Source organism: Ferroplasma acidiphilum (assembly GCF_002078355.1).
Classification (GTDB): Archaea; Thermoplasmatota; Thermoplasmata; order Thermoplasmatales; family Thermoplasmataceae; genus Ferroplasma; species Ferroplasma acidiphilum.
In genome coordinates, this window is the sequence record NZ_CP015363.1 from 221,625 (window position 1) to 239,759 (window position 18,135).

19 protein-coding genes are annotated in these 18,135 nt (G+C 37.8%); 7 read left to right on the forward strand and 12 right to left on the reverse strand.

Going from position 1 to position 18,135, the window contains the following annotated elements; translation table 11 throughout:
* Window positions 1-39: 39 nt before the first annotated feature.
* The 4 genes from fad_RS01275 to fad_RS01290 are packed head-to-tail and all read left to right on the forward strand — an operon-like array spanning window position 40 to window position 2,311.
* Window positions 40-519: a 30S ribosomal protein S13 gene (locus fad_RS01275; RefSeq protein ID WP_009887281.1), complete on the forward strand. Its 480-nt coding sequence runs from the start codon at window positions 40-42 to the stop codon at window positions 517-519.
* Between the two features lie 9 nt (window positions 520-528).
* Window positions 529-1,116: a 30S ribosomal protein S4 gene (locus fad_RS01280; protein WP_081141430.1), complete on the forward strand. Its 588-nt coding sequence runs from the start codon at window positions 529-531 to the stop codon at window positions 1,114-1,116.
* Window positions 1,113-1,496, forward strand: coding sequence for a 30S ribosomal protein S11 (locus fad_RS01285; protein ID WP_081141431.1), 384 nt, complete (start codon window positions 1,113-1,115; stop codon window positions 1,494-1,496). Before fad_RS01280 ends, fad_RS01285 begins: the two co-directional genes overlap by 4 nt.
* Before the next feature lie 2 nt (window positions 1,497-1,498).
* Window positions 1,499-2,311, forward strand: a complete 813-nt coding sequence (locus tag fad_RS01290; RefSeq protein ID WP_019841629.1) for a DNA-directed RNA polymerase subunit D — start codon at window positions 1,499-1,501, stop codon at window positions 2,309-2,311.
* A gap of 21 nt (window positions 2,312-2,332) precedes the next feature.
* On the opposite strand, the gene fad_RS01295 is transcribed toward fad_RS01290, so the two are convergent.
* The gene (locus tag fad_RS01295; RefSeq protein ID WP_081141433.1) at window positions 2,333-3,184 is read right to left on the reverse strand and encodes a sulfite exporter TauE/SafE family protein; all 852 of its coding nucleotides are present in this window, start codon (window positions 3,182-3,184) and stop codon (window positions 2,333-2,335) included.
* A 104-nt stretch (window positions 3,185-3,288) separates the two neighbouring features.
* A complete protein-coding gene (locus fad_RS01300) occupies window positions 3,289-3,855 on the reverse strand; it encodes a hypothetical protein (protein ID WP_081141434.1) in 567 nt (188 codons plus the stop codon).
* 267 nt (window positions 3,856-4,122) lie between these two features.
* Between fad_RS01300 and fad_RS01305 the strand changes: the two genes are divergently transcribed.
* Together fad_RS01305 and fad_RS01310 are read left to right on the forward strand one after the other, a co-directional pair.
* Complete coding sequence (locus fad_RS01305; protein WP_081141436.1) at window positions 4,123-4,938, forward strand: NAD(+) kinase; 816 nt, start codon at window positions 4,123-4,125, stop codon at window positions 4,936-4,938.
* Window positions 4,925-5,287 carry a Mov34/MPN/PAD-1 family protein gene (locus tag fad_RS01310; protein WP_019841630.1) on the forward strand — a complete coding sequence of 121 codons (363 nt, stop codon included), beginning with the start codon at window positions 4,925-4,927 and terminating at the stop codon, window positions 5,285-5,287. The genes fad_RS01305 and fad_RS01310 overlap by 14 nt, the downstream gene beginning before the upstream one ends.
* Here the strand turns inward: fad_RS01310 and fad_RS01315 are convergent.
* Genes fad_RS01315 through fad_RS01330 form a run of 4 tightly spaced genes read right to left on the reverse strand, consistent with a single transcriptional unit; the run spans window position 5,284 to window position 7,907 of the window.
* The gene (locus fad_RS01315; RefSeq protein WP_155951092.1) at window positions 5,284-6,306 is read right to left on the reverse strand and encodes a pelota family protein; all 1,023 of its coding nucleotides are present in this window, start codon (window positions 6,304-6,306) and stop codon (window positions 5,284-5,286) included. The two genes, fad_RS01310 and fad_RS01315, sit on opposite strands and share 4 nt — an antisense overlap.
* Window positions 6,307-6,337: 31 nt before the next feature.
* On the reverse strand, window positions 6,338-6,784 hold the full coding sequence (locus fad_RS01320) for a Mut7-C RNAse domain-containing protein (protein WP_196795609.1): 447 nt from the start codon (window positions 6,782-6,784) through the stop codon (window positions 6,338-6,340).
* Window positions 6,777-7,331, reverse strand: coding sequence for a UbiX family flavin prenyltransferase (locus fad_RS01325; protein ID WP_009887292.1), 555 nt, complete (start codon window positions 7,329-7,331; stop codon window positions 6,777-6,779). The genes fad_RS01320 and fad_RS01325 overlap by 8 nt, the downstream gene beginning before the upstream one ends.
* Before the next feature lie 27 nt (window positions 7,332-7,358).
* Window positions 7,359-7,907 (reverse strand): hypothetical protein, encoded by a 549-nt coding sequence (locus fad_RS01330; protein WP_009887293.1) that lies wholly within the window; start codon window positions 7,905-7,907, stop codon window positions 7,359-7,361.
* A gap of 117 nt (window positions 7,908-8,024) precedes the next feature.
* On the opposite strand from fad_RS01330, the gene fad_RS01335 reads away from it, so the two are divergent.
* A complete protein-coding gene (locus fad_RS01335; RefSeq protein WP_081141440.1) occupies window positions 8,025-11,333 on the forward strand; it encodes a hypothetical protein in 3,309 nt (1,102 codons plus the stop codon).
* A gap of 4 nt (window positions 11,334-11,337) precedes the next feature.
* Here the strand turns inward: fad_RS01335 and fad_RS01340 are convergent, their stop codons facing one another.
* From fad_RS01340 to fad_RS01365, 6 genes are all read right to left on the reverse strand, one after another.
* Entirely contained in the window at window positions 11,338-12,366 is a 1,029-nt protein-coding gene (locus fad_RS01340; protein ID WP_081141442.1) for a methionine synthase, read from the reverse strand.
* A 1-nt stretch (window position 12,367) separates the two neighbouring features.
* Window positions 12,368-13,249 (reverse strand): uroporphyrinogen decarboxylase/cobalamine-independent methonine synthase family protein, encoded by an 882-nt coding sequence (locus fad_RS01345; protein ID WP_081141443.1) that lies wholly within the window; start codon window positions 13,247-13,249, stop codon window positions 12,368-12,370.
* An 83-nt stretch (window positions 13,250-13,332) separates the two neighbouring features.
* The gene (locus fad_RS01350; RefSeq protein ID WP_081141445.1) at window positions 13,333-14,265 is read right to left on the reverse strand and encodes a S66 peptidase family protein; all 933 of its coding nucleotides are present in this window, start codon (window positions 14,263-14,265) and stop codon (window positions 13,333-13,335) included.
* The gene (locus fad_RS01355; protein WP_081141446.1) at window positions 14,255-15,418 is read right to left on the reverse strand and encodes an amidohydrolase; all 1,164 of its coding nucleotides are present in this window, start codon (window positions 15,416-15,418) and stop codon (window positions 14,255-14,257) included. Before fad_RS01355 ends, fad_RS01350 begins: the two co-directional genes overlap by 11 nt.
* A 221-nt stretch (window positions 15,419-15,639) precedes the next feature.
* Window positions 15,640-16,575, reverse strand: coding sequence for an ROK family protein (locus fad_RS01360; protein ID WP_009887299.1), 936 nt, complete (start codon window positions 16,573-16,575; stop codon window positions 15,640-15,642).
* Between the two features lie 224 nt (window positions 16,576-16,799).
* A complete protein-coding gene (locus tag fad_RS01365) occupies window positions 16,800-18,110 on the reverse strand; it encodes an NfeD family protein (RefSeq protein ID WP_081141448.1) in 1,311 nt (436 codons plus the stop codon).
* Window positions 18,111-18,135: the final 25 nt, after the last annotated feature.

Sequence of the window (18,135 nt, forward strand, 5' to 3'; positions counted from 1 at the left end):
AAATAATAGGGAATAACTTACACTTAACAGGATGGTAATATGGCTGATAACAAAAAAGATAATGAAAATTTTCAGTATATTGTTCGAATTGCGAATAAGGATATAAGAGGAGAGAGAAGGATGGACCTTGGTCTGGCCGATATTAACGGTGTAGGCGAAAGGCTTGCAAATATTCTTATTAAGAAACTTAATCTGGATCGTAACAGGCAGATAGGAGACCTGTCTGAGGATGAGGTTCTCGAAATCCGGAAATATGTTGAAAGCAAGGAATATGAAGGAATGCCTGTATGGCTTTTAAATCACAGGAAAGATGTAGCAACCGGGAAGAATTTTAACCTTTTATCCAACGATCTTATTCTTAAGATTAATGATGATATAAACCTGATGAAAAAAATGAGGTCATATCGCGGGCTCAGGCACGAGCAGGGGCACAAGGTAAGGGGCCAGAGGACACGTTCGAATGGCAGGCATGGATTATCAATGGGTGTTATCAGAAAAAGGCAGGAACAGAAAAAATAAGGTGATATAATGGGAGATCAAAAATTTCAGAGAAAAAGATATTCAACCCCAAGGCATCCCTGGGAAAAAGAGAGAATAGACAGTGAAAGGCAGGTTGTAGCAAAATATGGATTAAAAAATAAAAGAGAATTATGGAAGGCTGAAGCTATATTATCTTCCTACAGGGCTCAGGCAAGAACTCTTCAGGCAAAGGTCAGGTATAACGATCCTATTGCTGAGAAGCAGTTCCAGCTTTTACTGAAAAAGCTGGATAAGTTAAGCCTTTTAAGTGAGGGCGCAACGCTTGATGATATACTTGCGTTAAACATAGAAAATATTCTGGATAGAAGGCTTCAAACACTGGTATACCAGTTAAACATGGCTACAACCATGAAGCAGGCCAGGCAACTTATTACCCACGGGCATATTAAGGTGGGAGACCATATTGTAACAATACCCAGCATTGCAGTTTTGAAAGGTCAGGAAGACAGTATTACATACAGTGAAAAATCACCCTTTTCAGACGATAAGCATCCCATAAGGCTTATACTGGCTGGAATACAGGAAAAGGAAGACAAGGAAGAACCGGAAAAAGCAAGCAAAGGTGAAGCTCAATGAATAAAATTGGAATTGCACATATATACGCATCCCAGAATAATACTATAATACTGATAACGGATCAGACCGGATCAGAAACAATAGCAAAATCCACCGGAGGCATGGTGGTAAAGAACGATAGAGAAGAATCAAGCCCATATGCGGCAATGAAAGCATCAGATATCATTACAGAGAAACTCAGGGAAAAGGAAATTACAGATTTGATTATAAGGGTCAGGGCTCCTGGTGGAAGCAGATCAAGAATACCGGGTCCAGGCGCACAATCAGCTATAAGGGCACTTTCCAGGGCAGGATTCAAGATTTTGAGAATTGAGGAAGTAACGCCCACACCACACGATGGAACCAAGAAGAAAGGCGGTAAGAGAGGAAGGAGAGTTTAAGCATGATGAAAATTCTGGAACTAAAGGATAATTTTATACGTTTTTCCATTGATGGGATTACACCTGCAATTGCTAATTCTATACGCCGTACATTAATAAATGACATCCCGAAATTAGCTATTGAAAACGTTATCTACCATCATGGAGAGATAAGGGACGCAGACGGAAACGTATATGATTCCTCACTTCCATTATTTGATGAAATACTGGCATCGAGGATTGGCCTTATTCCATTAAAAACAGACCTTTCAATGAATTTCAGGGATGAGTGCTCATGTGGCGGCAAGGGTTGTGACCTCTGCACTGTAACATACTCAATTAACAAACTGGGGCCTGGAATGGTTTACTCATCCGATATTATGCCTGTCAACAATCCGGAACTAACTGTAACAGACCCATTAATACCCATTGTAGAACTTAAAAAGAACCAGGCCATGCTTGTAACATGTGAAGCTATACTTGGCAGAGGAAAAGAACATGCAAAGTGGCAGGCAACATCGGGCGTTTCCTACAAATATCACAGGAATTTCCACGTCAATAAGGCTGCACTGGATAACTGGCAATTCTATAAGGACACATGCCCGAAGTCTGTTTTAAGTGAAAACGATACTACAATATTATTTACAGATGATATACCATGCAGTTATCTTTCACAGTTAATGGAGAGGGATGGCGTAGTTGTAGAGGAAGACAGTACAAAATTTATTTTTAAATTTGAAACAGATGGCTCATTAAAAGCTTCTGACGTTTTAAGCTATGCATTGCATAGACTTGAAAATAGATTTACAGCCCTTATGGAAAGCTTATCAGATTAAAATTTTTTTTTAAAAATTATATTATAATATAAATAACATATGAACCAGTGCTGGATATGATTCATAGGCCACGTATATTCCTACAAGTATAATTATTATGGAAAATACTTTTCTTAATGTTCCTTTTCTGCCTCCAAGGTTTACAGATAATTTTGTTCCAAGATACCCGCCGAATATTCCACCTATTACATATACTATTGCAACAAGGAAAAGTACATCGCCTATCATGCCACTGCTAATAAACTGAAGCCCGGGGGCTACTATGGAGTATCTAATTGCAGTTACAATGCCAAATGTGCCCACTGCAAGTAGGGATGTTCCTATTGCCATGTTTATTTTAATTTTTGATGATGCCAGGAGGCCAGGGACTATTAAAAATCCACCCCCTATGCCGAAGAATCCGGATGCAAACCCAACTATCAACGAATACCCGGATACCTTGCCGTAGTTTGTTTGTTTTGCCAGTTCTTTGCAGTCCTCATTGGGTACGGCTCTGCATTTGCTGATGTACATATAAATGCCAATAATAATCATAAGCATTGAAAAGAAGAATAAAAGCTCCCCACCTTTTATAATGAGGCCTATGGTTGACCCTACTAACACTCCTACGATTCCAACCAGGGCAAATACTCCTCCAAGCTTAATATTTGCATTTTTCCTTCTAAGATGCTGTGCAAAATTTATGTACGCTGTAATTCCTACAGCCAGAGCTGTTGTTCCTATTGCCAGATGTGGGTGATTTATACCTACAAAATATATGAAAAGAGGAACAGCAAGTATTGACCCGCCTCCACCTATAAGTCCCAGGCTAAATCCCACTGCGATTCCGGATATAATTGCAAGTATATACTGGATTAATGTTACGTCTATCATTATATCAGAACATTATTACATATTACTATAAATATATATTCATAATTCAACGTAATTATTCATAATAATGTAAAATTATAAAATAAATCCATATTTATGAATTATTAATTTTCATGAAGGAGTGTACTCAGGCGATATAATGCCTTTCCGGCATTTGAATTGTCTATAATTATCCATATTTCAGTATCCAGCCTGTATATATTTGTAAATTTAATTCCATATGTCATCAGATAATCGGTTATTAGAAGGGTAAGCCCTGGAGTGAATGATGACTGTTTGGGGAGTATTATTTTGATCAATGCAATCTTGCTCTGCTGATTCCCTGTATTTGCTATGCATATGTATATGTTTGACTCTTTCATAACCAAGATAGAGTTTTCCGGGATTTTTTTGATATCATCAAAATAAAGTATACTGTATTCATATTCTATTGTGAGAGAAGACCTCTTAAGTATTTCGAGGTCATCAGTATACTCTGGCTTTTCAGTTTTCATATTTGCAAGAACCTTCACAATGGTATTGAATTTTACATTTTTTCCCGTCATAGCCTCAACTTTATCCTTTATATTTTCAGCTATTTTGGTATAATTGCATAAACCACTTGAAATTGCCATTGAATAGATAAGACTATTTGATACTATCACTTTTACCGAATCAGATACTTTTGCCATAAATCTTCATTATATTCATGTATAAATTCATTGCCATTGAAAATATACACATATGTGCTATTTTATGATTAACAGATATTGAGGCATAAGTCCTGAATACATTATTAATCCAGCAGAGCCTGTGTAACAGTTTAGGAACGCTTATGTGTTCCGTCTAAGCATGGCAGAAGCAAAAGGCATATAAATTTATTAACACCGCATATTTTTATAATAATAAGCATAAAATTAATTAAATGCTATATAATAGATGAAAGTACCGGTGTGTAAATGAAAATAGGAATTATAGCTAGAATCAATTGCCATTCATGCATAAAAATTGCAAGACGCATAATAGAGTTGATTCCGGAATCTTGGGAATTGGTGCTTGAAGATAAACTTGCAAAAGCCTTAAACATGAAGGGTGTTAATTTCAAAGACATTGATGCCGATATAATAATTGTAGTAGGGGGTGACGGAACAATTCTCCGGACTGCACAACTTTCCAGAGGAAAAATACTGGGGATTAATGTGGGCGGATTGGGATTCCTCTCTGAAGTCGAAATCGGCAATATTGAAGAATCAATATATAATCTAATTAAGGGAAATTACAAGACATATGAAGTAATGAAATTAAATGTGTATGTAAACGACCAGCTTTTTGGGAAAGGCATAAATGATGTTGTCATACATACAGCAAGAATATCAAAGATAAGGAAATTTAGCGTTTATATTAACGACCGCTTTATGGAAAACACAAGTGCAGATGGTGTTATAGTGGCAACACCTATCGGGTCGACATCATATTCATATAGTGCTGGCGGCCCTATACTGATACCTTCATTGAAGGCGATGGTTATATCTTATATTGCACCATTTGGTTCAAGGCTCAGGCCTATTGTGTGCCCTGATGATAGCAAGATAACAATAAAAATTATTGGTAGGTTCAGTTCTCTGGTAATAATAGATGGCCAGAGGGAAGCCGTTGTGAACGGAAATGATCGTATAGATATCAGGGTTTCAGATGAAAGACTGACATTTATAGAGCTAAAAAATTCATTCTATGACAGGTTAAGGGAGAAACTGATTAAAGATGTGGTCAATTAGAGAAAGAACGTTGAAGATGATTATGGAAGCATCCCGGGATGCACTTCCGAACGAATTTGGAGCCCTTCTAAGGGCAGAACACCAGATAATATATGAAATAGCACTGGTTCCGGGGTCTATCAATGGCCCTGTACATGTAATATTCAGAACATATACCATGCCACTTGATTTTTCATATGTTGGCTCAGTACATTCGCATCCATCAGGCAATACACATCCATCAGATGCTGACCTGCATATGTTCTCCAACACCGGCCCTGTTCATATAATAGTGGGTTATCCATATAATATGAATAACTTTTCAGCATATACGAGAAATGGAGACCCGTTAAAACTCAATATCATTTAATATTTATATCGCAATATTCCGCAATAACCCCCGAATTGCTTTATTATATCGCCAGATTCTGTGTAATCGCTAATAACATGAATGTTTATTCCTGTTGCCTCATTGAGAAGTTTTCTGGTTTCAGGGTCTTTAAATTTTGATTCAGATATAAGAATATCCTCGACCATATTCATTCTGGAATATTTAACAAGTTCATCATATCCATATATGCTTAACCCTGTTTTATTTAAATTAATGAGAAAATTCTCTATAAGCTTTTCATCTGCAGCCAGCCTGGCACCTTTTAAAATATCACCTGATTTTTTATCAGCCATAAATTCATATATGCCACGTTTCCCATTATCAGTTTCCGGAAAATCGTGCAGTGCTATTCCATTGAAAAACGGGTCATCCATTATTTTTTTGTATAACTTTGTGTGTTCAAATCCTGGGCCAAGTATGATTATTGATGCAGGGTTTTTTATGTTTTTTATAGATGCAATTATTTCTTTATAATATCCCGGATCTTCACCATTTGAACCATAATCCTTCCCTGATTTTTTAGAAGATATATCTGCTATTTCCTGGATGCCATATGATTTCATCAAGGCTATGATGCACGATTCATCATCCAGTGAAACAAACACTATACTGTTTTTATAATAATTTTCTACAGCTTCGTCAAGAAATGCCCTTTCTCCAGAATCCAGGGTCTTTATAATAGTTATTTCATCATCTACGCCTATCATTACGGATTGATGGCTGCCGGAATTTTCACCTTCCAGTATTTCACCGAGAATTTTGAGATTATCCGTATAGGGAAGAAAATCTATTTTTTCAACGTTTAACTTTATATTTATTTTCTTCCTTTCTGTGGCTTTTGATCTATTTAAATCGGCATTCTGTTCCTGGCGCCTGAAAACCGATGTAATAATCTGATCGCCCCTGTCAAGTATATTCTTTAAATACCATAAATCATCTATAGTATTTATCATAAGAACCAATTTTGATTCTTTAGGGTTATCTTCTATTATTTTCAATAACACCTAATTTCATATTTGATTAAAAAATTTAACCTTTTATTATATTGTTGAGCTGTGACAATATTCTGGAATAATGGGAACCTTCCCAGTAATATTTTCCGCATCCAGGACAAAATTTAACAGTGTCATATCTGGATTTTACAAGATCATAGCCGGGCCCCATTGTTTCAGTTTTAACAGTCTGAAGTATAGTATTGCATTCTGGGCATCTTGAGAAAAACAATTCACGATCAGGTGGAAACATAGTTACTACCTGCTTTAATTGCTCCTTAAAATCAGGGCTGTCAAGGAATATGGAATTGCTATACCTTTTATAAAACTCGTAATCCCTTGTGAGCAGTATAAGGTTTTCCTCCTTGCATTTTTTAAGTATATCATTATCGGAATGGCACTGCGGATAACCTGTATCATATCCCATTATCCTCATCCATTTGCATGTCCTGCCAAGCATATGGTCAGCCATAAATTTATTCATCTCTCCACCGTGGCGATATATCATTTTTTATCCCTGCAAGGTCAAGCACCCTTGCCACTACAAAATTCAAAAGGTCTTCCACGCTTGATGGCTTATTGTAGTATCCGGGAACAGCCGGTGCTACTATCACATTATTCATTGACAGTTTCAGCATGTTCTCAAGCATTATCGTGCTGAATGGCATTTCTCTTGGCACCACTATAAATCTACGTCTTTCTTTCATAGCTACTGTAGCCACTCTCGTTATAAGTGTATCTGATATGCCTGCTGAAATTTTAGCCAGGGTAGATGAAGAACAGGGGATCACTACAAATGTATCAAAGAGAAAGCTCCCTGAGCTAATTCTAGCAGCTATATCTGAATCGTGATAATAATAATCTGCAAGGCTTTTAATATAATCTATAGAATAGTCTGATTCAAGTTTCATAACCTTCTTTGCACTTTCTGACATTACCAGGTGAATTTCCATATCTTTTATGTTTTCAAGAAATTTTACTCCCAGGGCAGTTCCGGATGCTCCAGTTATTCCCACCACAATCTTTTTCATAGCTTATAAATATGGTTTAGTTGGATATTACTTTTTCCTGTTAAACACATAATACAGAGCTATCATGCCTGCAATTATTGCAACAAATATTCCAACATACAGATATTGAGTAGATAAGGGCTTAACTACTGGTTTAGAGAATGAAAATCCTGGATAAGCACCTGCATTTAATGCCTCGATGTCTGTATATCCCTTAACCTGCGAAGACATGTTTTTCGTTTCATTGAAAGCCAGGGTCATATTTTTTAATGTAGGTGTTCCTATGCCTGATAATGCATTTATAAACTGAAGCCCGTAGGGATTCATCCCTGTATAGCTTAGATCATAAACTATTAAACACTGGGTTGATGTATTGAAACTGTATTTCACATAGTGCGTGTTGTCTATTACAGATGAAAAGAAAGCCGTCCAGTTTGAATCTGATATAGATTCATTTGTACCATTATAATTATAACTGATTGACGGCAGAGATGTGGGGGCAGCTGGCAATGTTACAGGGGATGCTGAGGAGGCAAATGGAGCCATAACCATAACAAGTGAAATTATAACTATGATAGCTGGAAGATACTTTTTCATTTATCCTGTATATTAATTTAGGTTTAAAATCTTTTTCTTTAGCATGCAGTTAAATTTTAATTTTTTATGAAAATAATGTCATTAAGTTTTTAAACGAGGATTAATTTCAAGAAGTATATGGAATATCCTATAAAGAAATTACTTACAGTCACATTAATTTTTATACTCGTTATTTCATCACTTGCAATTCTGGATACAGCCCAGAATCCTGTAATTAGTCCTGTAAACAATTCTGATAATAAAAATTCCACATCTCAAACTATAATGGCTTACGTACCTACTGGCCTCAAATCATACGTAGGAAACCAGCTAAATTCAACAGGCATTCCATACAGTTATTATGGGAATCTCCTGAATGTCAACGATTCAACGCAGAAGGGCACAATATCCTATGTTTTCAGTGAGCTTAACCGCACACTAGGTATAACATATTTTACATTCAATAATTCTAATGATTTCATTCCGTATATTCAAAATCCATCCTATCAGGCCAGGCCATATTTACCATCAAATATCTACAATGCATATGATATAAATTATACACATAATGAGGGTTATTATGGAAATAATACTACAATAGTTATTGTTGACGCCTACGGAGACCCGACACTTAACTATGATGTTAGTGTTTTCGACAATAAAACCGGGTTGCCTCCAATAAATCTTACAGTAACAACCCCTGAAGGCGCAATAACATCTACAAATTCCCAGTGGGCTTCTGAAACAGCTATTGATGTAGAGTGGGCACATGCTATAGCACCTGGTGCCAAAATAGACCTGGTACTGTCACCGGGTTCAGGATCAAGGCTTCTTGATTCTGTGGCTTATGCCGTTACCCACAAATTAGGAAATATAATTTCTATCAGCTGGGGAGAGGCAGAAAGTGATCTCTCACCTCATACTCTAACGAGCCTTAACAATATTTATGAACAGGCAGCCGCGAATAACATTACTGTGGTGGCTGCATCAGGCGATCAAGGTGCAAATGATGGTACTTCCCATCTTGCAGTAAATTTCCCGGCATCGGATCCATATGTCCTTGGAGTAGGGGGAACAACGTTAAATCAAATCTCAAGTGGTCAGTATACACAGACTGCCTGGGGTGACATAGTTAACGGAAAAGAAGAGGGAAGTGGAGGAGGTTTTTCCTCCTATTTCACCACTCCATATTACCAGGTAGCCCCAAATTATACGGAGTCCTACAGAGGAGTACCTGATGTTGCTCTCGATGCCAATCCAAACACAGGTGTACTGGTGGTTGTTGATGGCGCAACATCCGTTCTTGGTGGAACCAGTATTTCTACTCCTATGTGGGCAGGGATAATTGCAATAATGGACCAGTACTACGGGAAATCTCTTGGGCTAGTTAATCCACTCTTTTATAAAATTTCTGAAACAAAGTATTATAAAAATGCATTTACCCCGATAACATCTGGAAGTAATGCAGGATACAGCGCAGGACCGGGATGGAATCCTGTCACAGGGCTGGGAACACCAAAGGTAAGCAACCTTATAAACGATACTGGCAAAATTATGAATGGATACGGAACTGTGGCTGTTTTCAATAACACTTCATATGCCACCGATATATCTGCCAGTATTAACGTTCCAGGAAATAATGTGGAGCAATTCAATGGAAGCACCTATTATTACCTTGGATTCTACGAAAATCAAACTAATTATATAAAATTCGGAATTTCAACAAATTCTACAGGTTATTATTATAAGTACAGTATTTATGATAATGGAACAGAAACCCGGGGAATCCTACCCGGGGCTCCATCTGCCTACATTGGAATAAAAATTTCCGGGGCAGAAATTTACTTTACAGTTAACAATTCAACTGTGAAAGAATTAAATGTTCCAGTATCGTTTTCAGGTGATTACCATGCTGTTGCAGGTGCACAGCAGGATAATGCAAAAATCAATTTTGTGAATATTTCTAAGGCAACATACAGCAACATAGACATTACCAATGCTACAGGCAGGATAAACTATACTGGAATATACACATCAGGCTATAGCAATATGGGGACTGATTATAGCAATATAACATTTTCATACAACTCTTCAGCGAAATCACTCACCGCATACATGGGAAAGGAAGTAAATAAACAAATATATGGAAAAGCAGGCGCTGTACACATCCTGTATAGCATAACTTTTGGGAAAAACTCCACACTAAAATTCAGCCTGAGCAATGGGAATTCTGCAACTTATGCGGTAAATGGAAGCACCAAATTCAATCCTGTTTCTCTATCAGGGGGATATTACAATATATCAGCAACTGAATCCAGTGGCGTTACTTTTTATAGAGAAATACACGTTCCCACCATAAGGGTTGTTAGCGTAACCATAAGCTCAAGCCCATCCTATTATTCTCCACAGTATACGCTCATTGTGGACCATTACTTTGGATACACATCCAGTTCAAAAACTATAGATGTTTACGAACTTTCCGGCAACAATAACGCGACCATTAATTCTACCGGCTACTTCACAGCAAATGCCAGTGCCAGTACTATAGGCTTTTTAACACTTAAGCCCGAGAAAGTACTGGTGGACGTTTTTGTCTCAAATGGGAATGCTACTGTAACGCTGAACGGGGTTAAAACTAACAGCATAGGGGGCTATCATTTTCTATACGTTACTCCGGACACTACATATATTAATGCAACAGATACAGGATATACATCCCAAAACCAGAGCATGAACTTAACACCCGGACAGAATATCCACATTTCCCTTGTTTTATCCCCCAAAAACTCAAGCTTCAAAGCAGTTCAAGGCACTGTTGAGAACGTTCAATATGGATACGGGCTCAGCAATGTTAATATTACATCAGATGGAAAGACAATAGGGTATACAAATAGTTCCGGCCAGTTTGTATTATTTTTAAATGGAACAACAAATGCAACATTCCATGAATATCTGTATGTTAATAATACTACATCCATATCTCCCGGTTCTTCTCCTGTTGTTTACATGAGCCCGGCAAGTGTATCTGTTCTGGTTATTAATTTCAAAATCACATATTCGCTTCCACTTGGATTTTATTATGCCTTCGTATCCTGGGATAAATATCCATCCACCAACTTTGCAGAATACGTTGTTGCCTATTCCAACAACTCATTAATGTTAAATCCCCACACAGAAGTAATATCCTCAAGGGGCACTAATTTCGGTTTCATTCCTGGTTTAACGCCCGGAAAAACATACTATGTGATTGTAGATGCATATACTCCCAGTGGATCATTCGTTTCATCCAATGAAGTTGCAGTACACTATACAATCATATCATATCTGATAACCCTGTTGATCTTTGCGGGTATAGTGGCATATATCGTTTTTATAATACTATTCTTTATACGGAGAAAAAAGAGAAAAAAGATGAATGAAGAGGAATACGATTACTTCCAATATTAAAAAATTATTCTATTTCTTTCAGTATTTCATTTCTTGCTGTATCCATATTTTTTAATTTTTCATATCCTGTTTCAATAGACCTTGTTCTTAGCCCGCAATCCGGATTTACCCTTACCAGTTCAGGAGGCATTATGTTTAAAGTATAATTTATTCTATCTTTAATTAGCCTGACAGGTTCTATATAGTCAATATGTACATCTGTTACTCCAAGCCCTATGAATTTTTTCTTTGTGTTCAACTGCTGGAAATACTTCAATTCTTCATAGCCTGGCCTTGCAGCATCGGATGTCCCCGGTTCCAGTTTATCCCTGTTCGCGAACTCAAGGTTAAGCCCATCTATTTTTATATCATTCATAACATCATATAGGAGCCTGTAATCGGTACTATAGCACACATGAATGGTAAACTCACAGTTATCTATCCCTTCTACAGATTTATTAAGCGAATCTACCACTATATTCATCTCATCAGGATGGGTGGTTGTAGCAGGTTCGTCAAGCTGTATTTCCAGCTTTCTTCCAGGATATTTTGAATCCCAGAGTTTTTTCAGTGTTTTCATTTCACTGTTGAGAAGTGTTGCAAATGCCATTGCGGTTTCGTATCTGTCACTGTAATGTTCATTGAATGACCAGTCCATCATGGTATACGGCCCTGTCACAGGTATTTTTATATTATCATATCCCTTTGAGAGAAGATATTCCAGTTCATCAGAGTGGAAAGATTCCTTAATTGAAATATCCTCCACTATGCTGCCTTTTTTATAATACCTGTTGTCAAATGACCTCACAGGCCCATAGAATTTTATTCCGTCAACTCTATTTGCCTGATGTTCATACATTTCCCAGCGGAACATCTCTCCGCCCACGCCTATATTATCTAACCCTGCATGCCTGAAAAGGTCTATTGTTTCCTCTGTAGCTTTTTCTGATAATTTATAATATTCCTCAGTTCCATATATTTTGTGAAATACGGTACTGAGGTATTTTGGCTTCCTGAAACTTCCTATTTCCTGAGATATTAAATATTTCCCCATTTTATTCACCTATTTTTGACATAAGGTCAAGTTTTCTATCTGCAATGAGTCTTGGCAGGAAATCAAAATATTCCCTGTGGCTAACTATTATCCTGTCAGCATCAAGTGACTCTACCGTTCTGTTTATTTCATTAACATTTTCCAATCTGGTATTGGAGCCATCAATGAGCTTGACACCAGGAACCTTTGAATTTTCCTTTGAAATTTTGAAATTCTCCGGACTGTAATCAGCAATTATAGAGTACAGGTTTCCCTTTATATTGTTTTTGTACAGCTTTCCTGTTGTCACTAACTTTATTTTAAAATCGCCCAGTAAAGAAAGATCAAGGATATCTGATTTTTCATATGGAAGTGGATCGTAAAGTACAAGGTCTTTTAAGCCAAATTCCTTAAGTATGTTAGCATAAACACCTTCTATTTTTTCCTGGAATATGCCATACGGTATACTGCTCCTTGACATTTTATAGAATGAAAGGGGCGATGGAAGAAAAGCATTAAATCCATTTCCATTGTTAACATATAATGGGAGTGGCGGGTTCTCATTCAAAGGAGAAAAATCCTTAGGGTCTATTGAAATACCTGATATATTATTAATTACCGGCATTCTATAGAAGCTATTTGTCTCTTTAAATCTCGTAAGTGGCCCGAGGTCTATGCCATCAACTATTAGCGATACTGGCCTGAGTATATCATACCAGTTGAACAGTGGATCTGTATGCTCAATGCTGCCCTCCTTCAATAAATCGTAAAACATTGCTTTCTCAGATTCTATATTCTCGTTTAATGTAGCATCAGGAATCTTTCCCTTCTCCCATCTGCCAATGTGCAATCTTAATTCATTGGTTTTCGGGTAAATACCATAAACTAATTTATCTATCTGCATGGTGGTTTATAGTCCGATGTTAATAAAACATTTTTGTCAAATATATGATTTTCAGTAATACCATTAAATGTTATTATAATGTTTTAATCAACAACATTTTCTTTTAATTCCATGTAAGGCTCCTCATCGCTTATGCCTATCCTGGCATTCAGTGGAAGTACCATCTGTTCTTCCCCATGTCCAAATGGTGCACCATACAGTGACGGTTTATTTATCTCATTCATAAATTTCTGTACCACATCTTCTATGGATGGCATTGGCTCTTCCTTGTCAAATATAGCTTTGAAATCTCCGAATACAAACCCGTTAAACTGTTCAACAATATGTGCAAGTTTCATGCTGAAGAAATAGCGGTCAATATCTCCTGAAGTTACGTCCGTGTCTTCAATGAAAAATATCCTGTTTGTTGTTTCCGGGATATAATTGGTGCCCAGCAGTGATGCTACCAGTGAAATATTTGTGCCCATGGAATACCCTTCTGTTTTCCCAGGAATGATGTATTTTATTAAACGGTCTCTGTATATATTTATCTCATCGGATTTTCCTGAAAGGATTCCAAGGAATTCCTTAAATGAAGGTTTTGATATATCATCAACATCGGATGCAACCATTGGCCCATGGAATGTGATTAAATTGGAATTCCTGTTTATAGCCAGATGGAGTGCTGTAATATCGCTGTATCCCATGAATATCTTCGGGTTTTCCCTTATGGCTTCATAATCCAGCAATGATAGTATATGTATGCTCCCGTAACCGCCCCTTGCACAGAATATGGCTTTTACATTGTCATCACGGAAGGCTGACATTAATTCCTCTGCCCGGTCCTTGGCAGGTGCTGCAAGATCGTTTCTCTGGTTGAGCTTCTTTATATTTTTGCCCACTGTTACCTTATATCCAAGCTTTTTAAGTTTTGATATTCCCCTTGACAGTTTTATCATGTCCGGTGCACTTGCCGGTGCAATAACCCTTATTTCATCCCCCGGCTGCAATTTTGGTGGCTTTACCCTATTTTCCATTATCAAACTCCTCCTTTATTTTGTTTAAGCGCTGTTTATCCTGCATGATCTTCAGTATAGCGGAGGAAGCAGCACGTATAGCAATTATAAGATTTTCTCCTGCTCTGGCTGGATTAGCAGCTTCCCTGAACTGGTCTGAATGCCCCGGGAGCCCTGTTCCAATTTTCAGGTCAATATGCCCGGTGGGAACCGCAAGGCTGACATTTGCTTCATCGGTGCTTCCACTAGCACTCTCATCACTATCATCTATATTGAATGCATCAATGCCAATTTTCTCCAGTTCATCATAAAGTACACCATCTATAACACGGTTTGCCTTATACTCTGTGTACATTGGCATCAAATCCTTTATCTCAAGTGTGGTGCCATAGCCATCTGAAATCCCCTTTGCCAGTTTTTTAATTTTCTCTATGAATTCAACCAGAAATGAGGAATCGCTGGACCTCAGGTCAACCTCCATTGCTGCCCTATCAGGCACAACATTTGAAGCTTTCCCGCCATCCCTTATTACCATGCCAACAACAATATTTTTGTCACCCTTTGCCAGGTCCCTCATATTGTTAATGGCTGAATATGTTGTGACCAGTGCATCAAGGGCATTGATTCCATAACATGGCGAAGCAGCCATATGTGCAGACCTCCCATGGAAAATAAATTCCATTTCAGAGTCTGCAAGGGCTTTTGAGCCTACTGCCCACCTGTCGTCCGGGTGCATGCCGATAACGAAGTCTACATTGTTGAACGCTCCCGATTTTGCCATTATAGCCTTGCTTCCAGCATAGGGCCCTATACCCTCCTCAGATGGTGTTCCGAAGACAACAATTTTTCCACTAGAAATAAAGTTTTTAAGAACTATAGCAGTACCATAGGCCCATGCAGATATTAAATTATGCCCGCACGAGTGCCCATTTGGAAGGGCATCGTACTCCATAAGAATCCCAACAACCGGAGAACCTACCCCATATTCTGCCCTGAAAGCTGTATCCATGCCCATATAGGGATTTACAATTGTAAATCCTTCCTTCTTCAATTCATCCATCATAAGTGTGGACGATTTATATTCCCTGCTTCCAAGTTCAGCGAAATTATAAATCTTATCAGATATGGACAGAATAGAATTTTTATGCTGTATAATAATAGAATCTATATCCATAATTCATAATCCTTAATAGGTTAATATTTTTACCTGAACATTATATTTGTTCTGGAATTAAATCGGATAACCCTCCAAACAATTAAAGTGTATTCAATTTTTATGGCTTCTGCAGGCACTGACCATCAAAGGTTATCTCCTGTATTTGCAATTATTCAATGAAATATCTTTGCTATGTTGCCGCAGGATTTTGAGATTAACGGGGATAAACCAGAATAATATTATTCGTTATACTGGGTAATTGCTATGGTTCCCAGATCCGCCCCATTTTTTAAGGCCTTTAAAATCCTGACCGGCCTTTTCATAGATTTCATCTCTTCCCTGACAGCTAACCTCAGTGGATGGAACAGGTCTTCTCCCTCAAGCGATAAGCCTCCGCCTATAATAATGGCCTGCGGGTCGAAGATATTTATGATATTCACTATGCCCACGGCGAGATAATATATAGTTTCCTCGACTATTAACTGTGCAAACATATCACCCGCTCTCCTGGCGGCAAAAATCTTTTTTGCATCTATATCTGCCGGATTCATATCAGAAAATATTGTGGAATTTTTGACTTCACTTATATTCTCTATCACCCTTCTTGCCATGCCTTTCCCGCTTGCAATAGCTTCCAGGCATCCTCTTCTGCCACATCCGCAAATAGGCCCGTTGGGAAGTATAACCATATGACCGAGCTCACCGGCCATTCCATGGCTTCCCTTATAGAGTTTGTTGTCTATGAATATTCCCCCTCCGATTCCGGTACTCAATGTAATGTATACAAAATTAGAGAAATTCTTTGCAGCGCCGTATAACTTTTCGGCTATGGTGGATGCAGAAGCGTCGTTTTGAAGGTATACATCTACATTAAAGTGTTTACGTATACTGTCTGTTATGTTATAATTTTTTAATCCAATAATATTTGGTGATGAAATAATGGTGCCTGTTTTCGAATCAACCGGCCCTGCAAATATAATTCCTATCTTCGATACCTTTTCAATGCCAGCTTTTTTAATTAATTCATCGCCCATGGATATTAACTGGTCAGTTATGCCCGATTTTCCGTAGTCTTTCATAGTCCTCCTTGTTATTTTTTTCATTATCCGGCCGGTCCCATCACCTATAACAGCAGAAATTTTTGTGCCACCAACATCGTAGCCAAGTATGTACATTATGTGTATATTTTTAGATTACATATAAATATAATCAATAAGCCACTTATAGTATCATAAAAAAAGTATCCTCTGAAGTTTTTGCCAGGGTAACAGAAATTACAGGTTTATACTATCAGGTTTAAAAATCAAAGAAATAATAGTCTCTAATGTGGATGTTAACATGGTTAAAGAAAACTATAAACGTATATTTCTAAATCCCACACCATTTTATACGGTGAAGATCAAATTTTCTTGACAATTAAGGTAAGCCCCTTTCTTTCTATTATAACAACTTTTTCGCTTCTGTTGACATCAACTCCTATATTGATGGCTTCCCATTGGACTCCATCAATCATTACAAATCCTTTCCCATTGCGTTTCATGGGTGTTACAACATCCGCGCTGTGCCCTATTAAGGATTCGGCACCTGTGTATATTTCTCTCCTCTGTGATTTTAATATCTTGCTAATATAAATGATCAGAAGTATTCCTATAAGAATTATTGCAATGGAGAACATGTAAAAACTTTCTCCAAACGGTGCAGGCGAATATCCGGGGCTTGAGGTTCCATATGAGGACGCAAGAAAATAGATTCCCGCAATGCCGGTGATTAATCCCGATAAAAGGGCTATTCCATGGTTAGTTTTAAATTCCAGAAATATTAAAATTCCTGCGAGGAGAAGTAAAATCAGGCCGAATACTGAAGCATTTATTATATCCGCTCCAAGCAAACCAAGCCCTATCATCACCACCCCTATTACAGACAGAACTATTGTTCCATGATAAAGATCAAGAAATACTGCCACAATTCCTATAAGTATAAAGATTCCGGCGATCAGCGGATTGGCTATAAAGCCCAGAAAATTATCATAGACACTCTGATGAACATATTCTTTTCCATATGCGCTCAGGTTCAACCCTACCAGCATCGCATTCATCGAAGCAAAATTTCCATCTGATAATTTTATGTTTGATGCCTGGGTAGAAGAATACTCGGAATCATTTAACACCATACTGCTGGCAGCAGTCCCATTTCTATTATGTGCCAGTGCCATTGATTCCATAACATGCCCCATCTGGATAATATCATTCTGTTCCTGGGTGGATGTACCGCCGACAAGGTCAGGTTGCGAGAGCCCTATCATGGTTCCTGGTGCCATGTAAAGCCCGGTTGCATCCATTGTTACATAGGTTGCTGTATATGTGGCAGATCCACCAGGCAGGACATATGCGTATACAGTAATTCCTTTATTCTCTGTTGAATTTATGTATTTATCAATATCCAGTGCCTGCTGAAGCATCCCTCCACCGGCATCAACGCTTATAATTACAGCTTTCACACTTGAATTATCTATGTTTGCAAGTTCTGACCTGAACATATTTGTTGTACCTGCACTCACTGTTCCAGTCAGGTTTATAAAAAGTACTACCTTGCCATTGCCAGCCTTATATGAATTTTCTGCAGGCCCTGTGGCATGACCGGCTGATGAAGCAACCATTAGAAGGAAAATAAAAATTATAAGGACTATTATTAGCCCCTTTGGCTTTGTCATTAAATGTATAATAGATTTAAACTAT

What these genes read in the sequence shown, in the direction of transcription:
- fad_RS01275 (WP_009887281.1), top strand. Translation starts at nt 40, where the DNA reads ATGGCTGATAACAAAAAAGATAATGAAAATTTTCAGTATATTGTTCGA.
- fad_RS01280 (WP_081141430.1), top strand. Translation starts at nt 529, where the DNA reads ATGGGAGATCAAAAATTTCAGAGAAAAAGATATTCAACCCCAAGGCAT.
- fad_RS01285 (WP_081141431.1), top strand. Translation starts at nt 1,113, where the DNA reads ATGAATAAAATTGGAATTGCACATATATACGCATCCCAGAATAATACT.
- fad_RS01290 (WP_019841629.1), top strand. Translation starts at nt 1,499, where the DNA reads ATGATGAAAATTCTGGAACTAAAGGATAATTTTATACGTTTTTCCATT.
- fad_RS01295 (WP_081141433.1), bottom strand. Translation starts at nt 3,184, where the DNA reads ATGATAGACGTAACATTAATCCAGTATATACTTGCAATTATATCCGGA.
- fad_RS01300 (WP_081141434.1), bottom strand. Translation starts at nt 3,855, where the DNA reads ATGGCAAAAGTATCTGATTCGGTAAAAGTGATAGTATCAAATAGTCTT.
- fad_RS01305 (WP_081141436.1), top strand. Translation starts at nt 4,123, where the DNA reads ATGAAAATAGGAATTATAGCTAGAATCAATTGCCATTCATGCATAAAA.
- fad_RS01310 (WP_019841630.1), top strand. Translation starts at nt 4,925, where the DNA reads ATGTGGTCAATTAGAGAAAGAACGTTGAAGATGATTATGGAAGCATCC.
- fad_RS01320 (WP_196795609.1), bottom strand. Translation starts at nt 6,784, where the DNA reads ATGAATAAATTTATGGCTGACCATATGCTTGGCAGGACATGCAAATGG.
- fad_RS01325 (WP_009887292.1), bottom strand. Translation starts at nt 7,331, where the DNA reads ATGAAAAAGATTGTGGTGGGAATAACTGGAGCATCCGGAACTGCCCTG.
- fad_RS01330 (WP_009887293.1), bottom strand. Translation starts at nt 7,907, where the DNA reads ATGAAAAAGTATCTTCCAGCTATCATAGTTATAATTTCACTTGTTATG.
- fad_RS01335 (WP_081141440.1), top strand. Translation starts at nt 8,025, where the DNA reads ATGGAATATCCTATAAAGAAATTACTTACAGTCACATTAATTTTTATA.
- fad_RS01340 (WP_081141442.1), bottom strand. Translation starts at nt 12,366, where the DNA reads ATGGGGAAATATTTAATATCTCAGGAAATAGGAAGTTTCAGGAAGCCA.
- fad_RS01345 (WP_081141443.1), bottom strand. Translation starts at nt 13,249, where the DNA reads ATGCAGATAGATAAATTAGTTTATGGTATTTACCCGAAAACCAATGAA.
- fad_RS01350 (WP_081141445.1), bottom strand. Translation starts at nt 14,265, where the DNA reads ATGGAAAATAGGGTAAAGCCACCAAAATTGCAGCCGGGGGATGAAATA.
- fad_RS01355 (WP_081141446.1), bottom strand. Translation starts at nt 15,418, where the DNA reads ATGGATATAGATTCTATTATTATACAGCATAAAAATTCTATTCTGTCC.
- fad_RS01360 (WP_009887299.1), bottom strand. Translation starts at nt 16,575, where the DNA reads ATGTACATACTTGGCTACGATGTTGGTGGCACAAAAATTTCTGCTGTT.
- fad_RS01365 (WP_081141448.1), bottom strand. Translation starts at nt 18,110, where the DNA reads ATGACAAAGCCAAAGGGGCTAATAATAGTCCTTATAATTTTTATTTTC.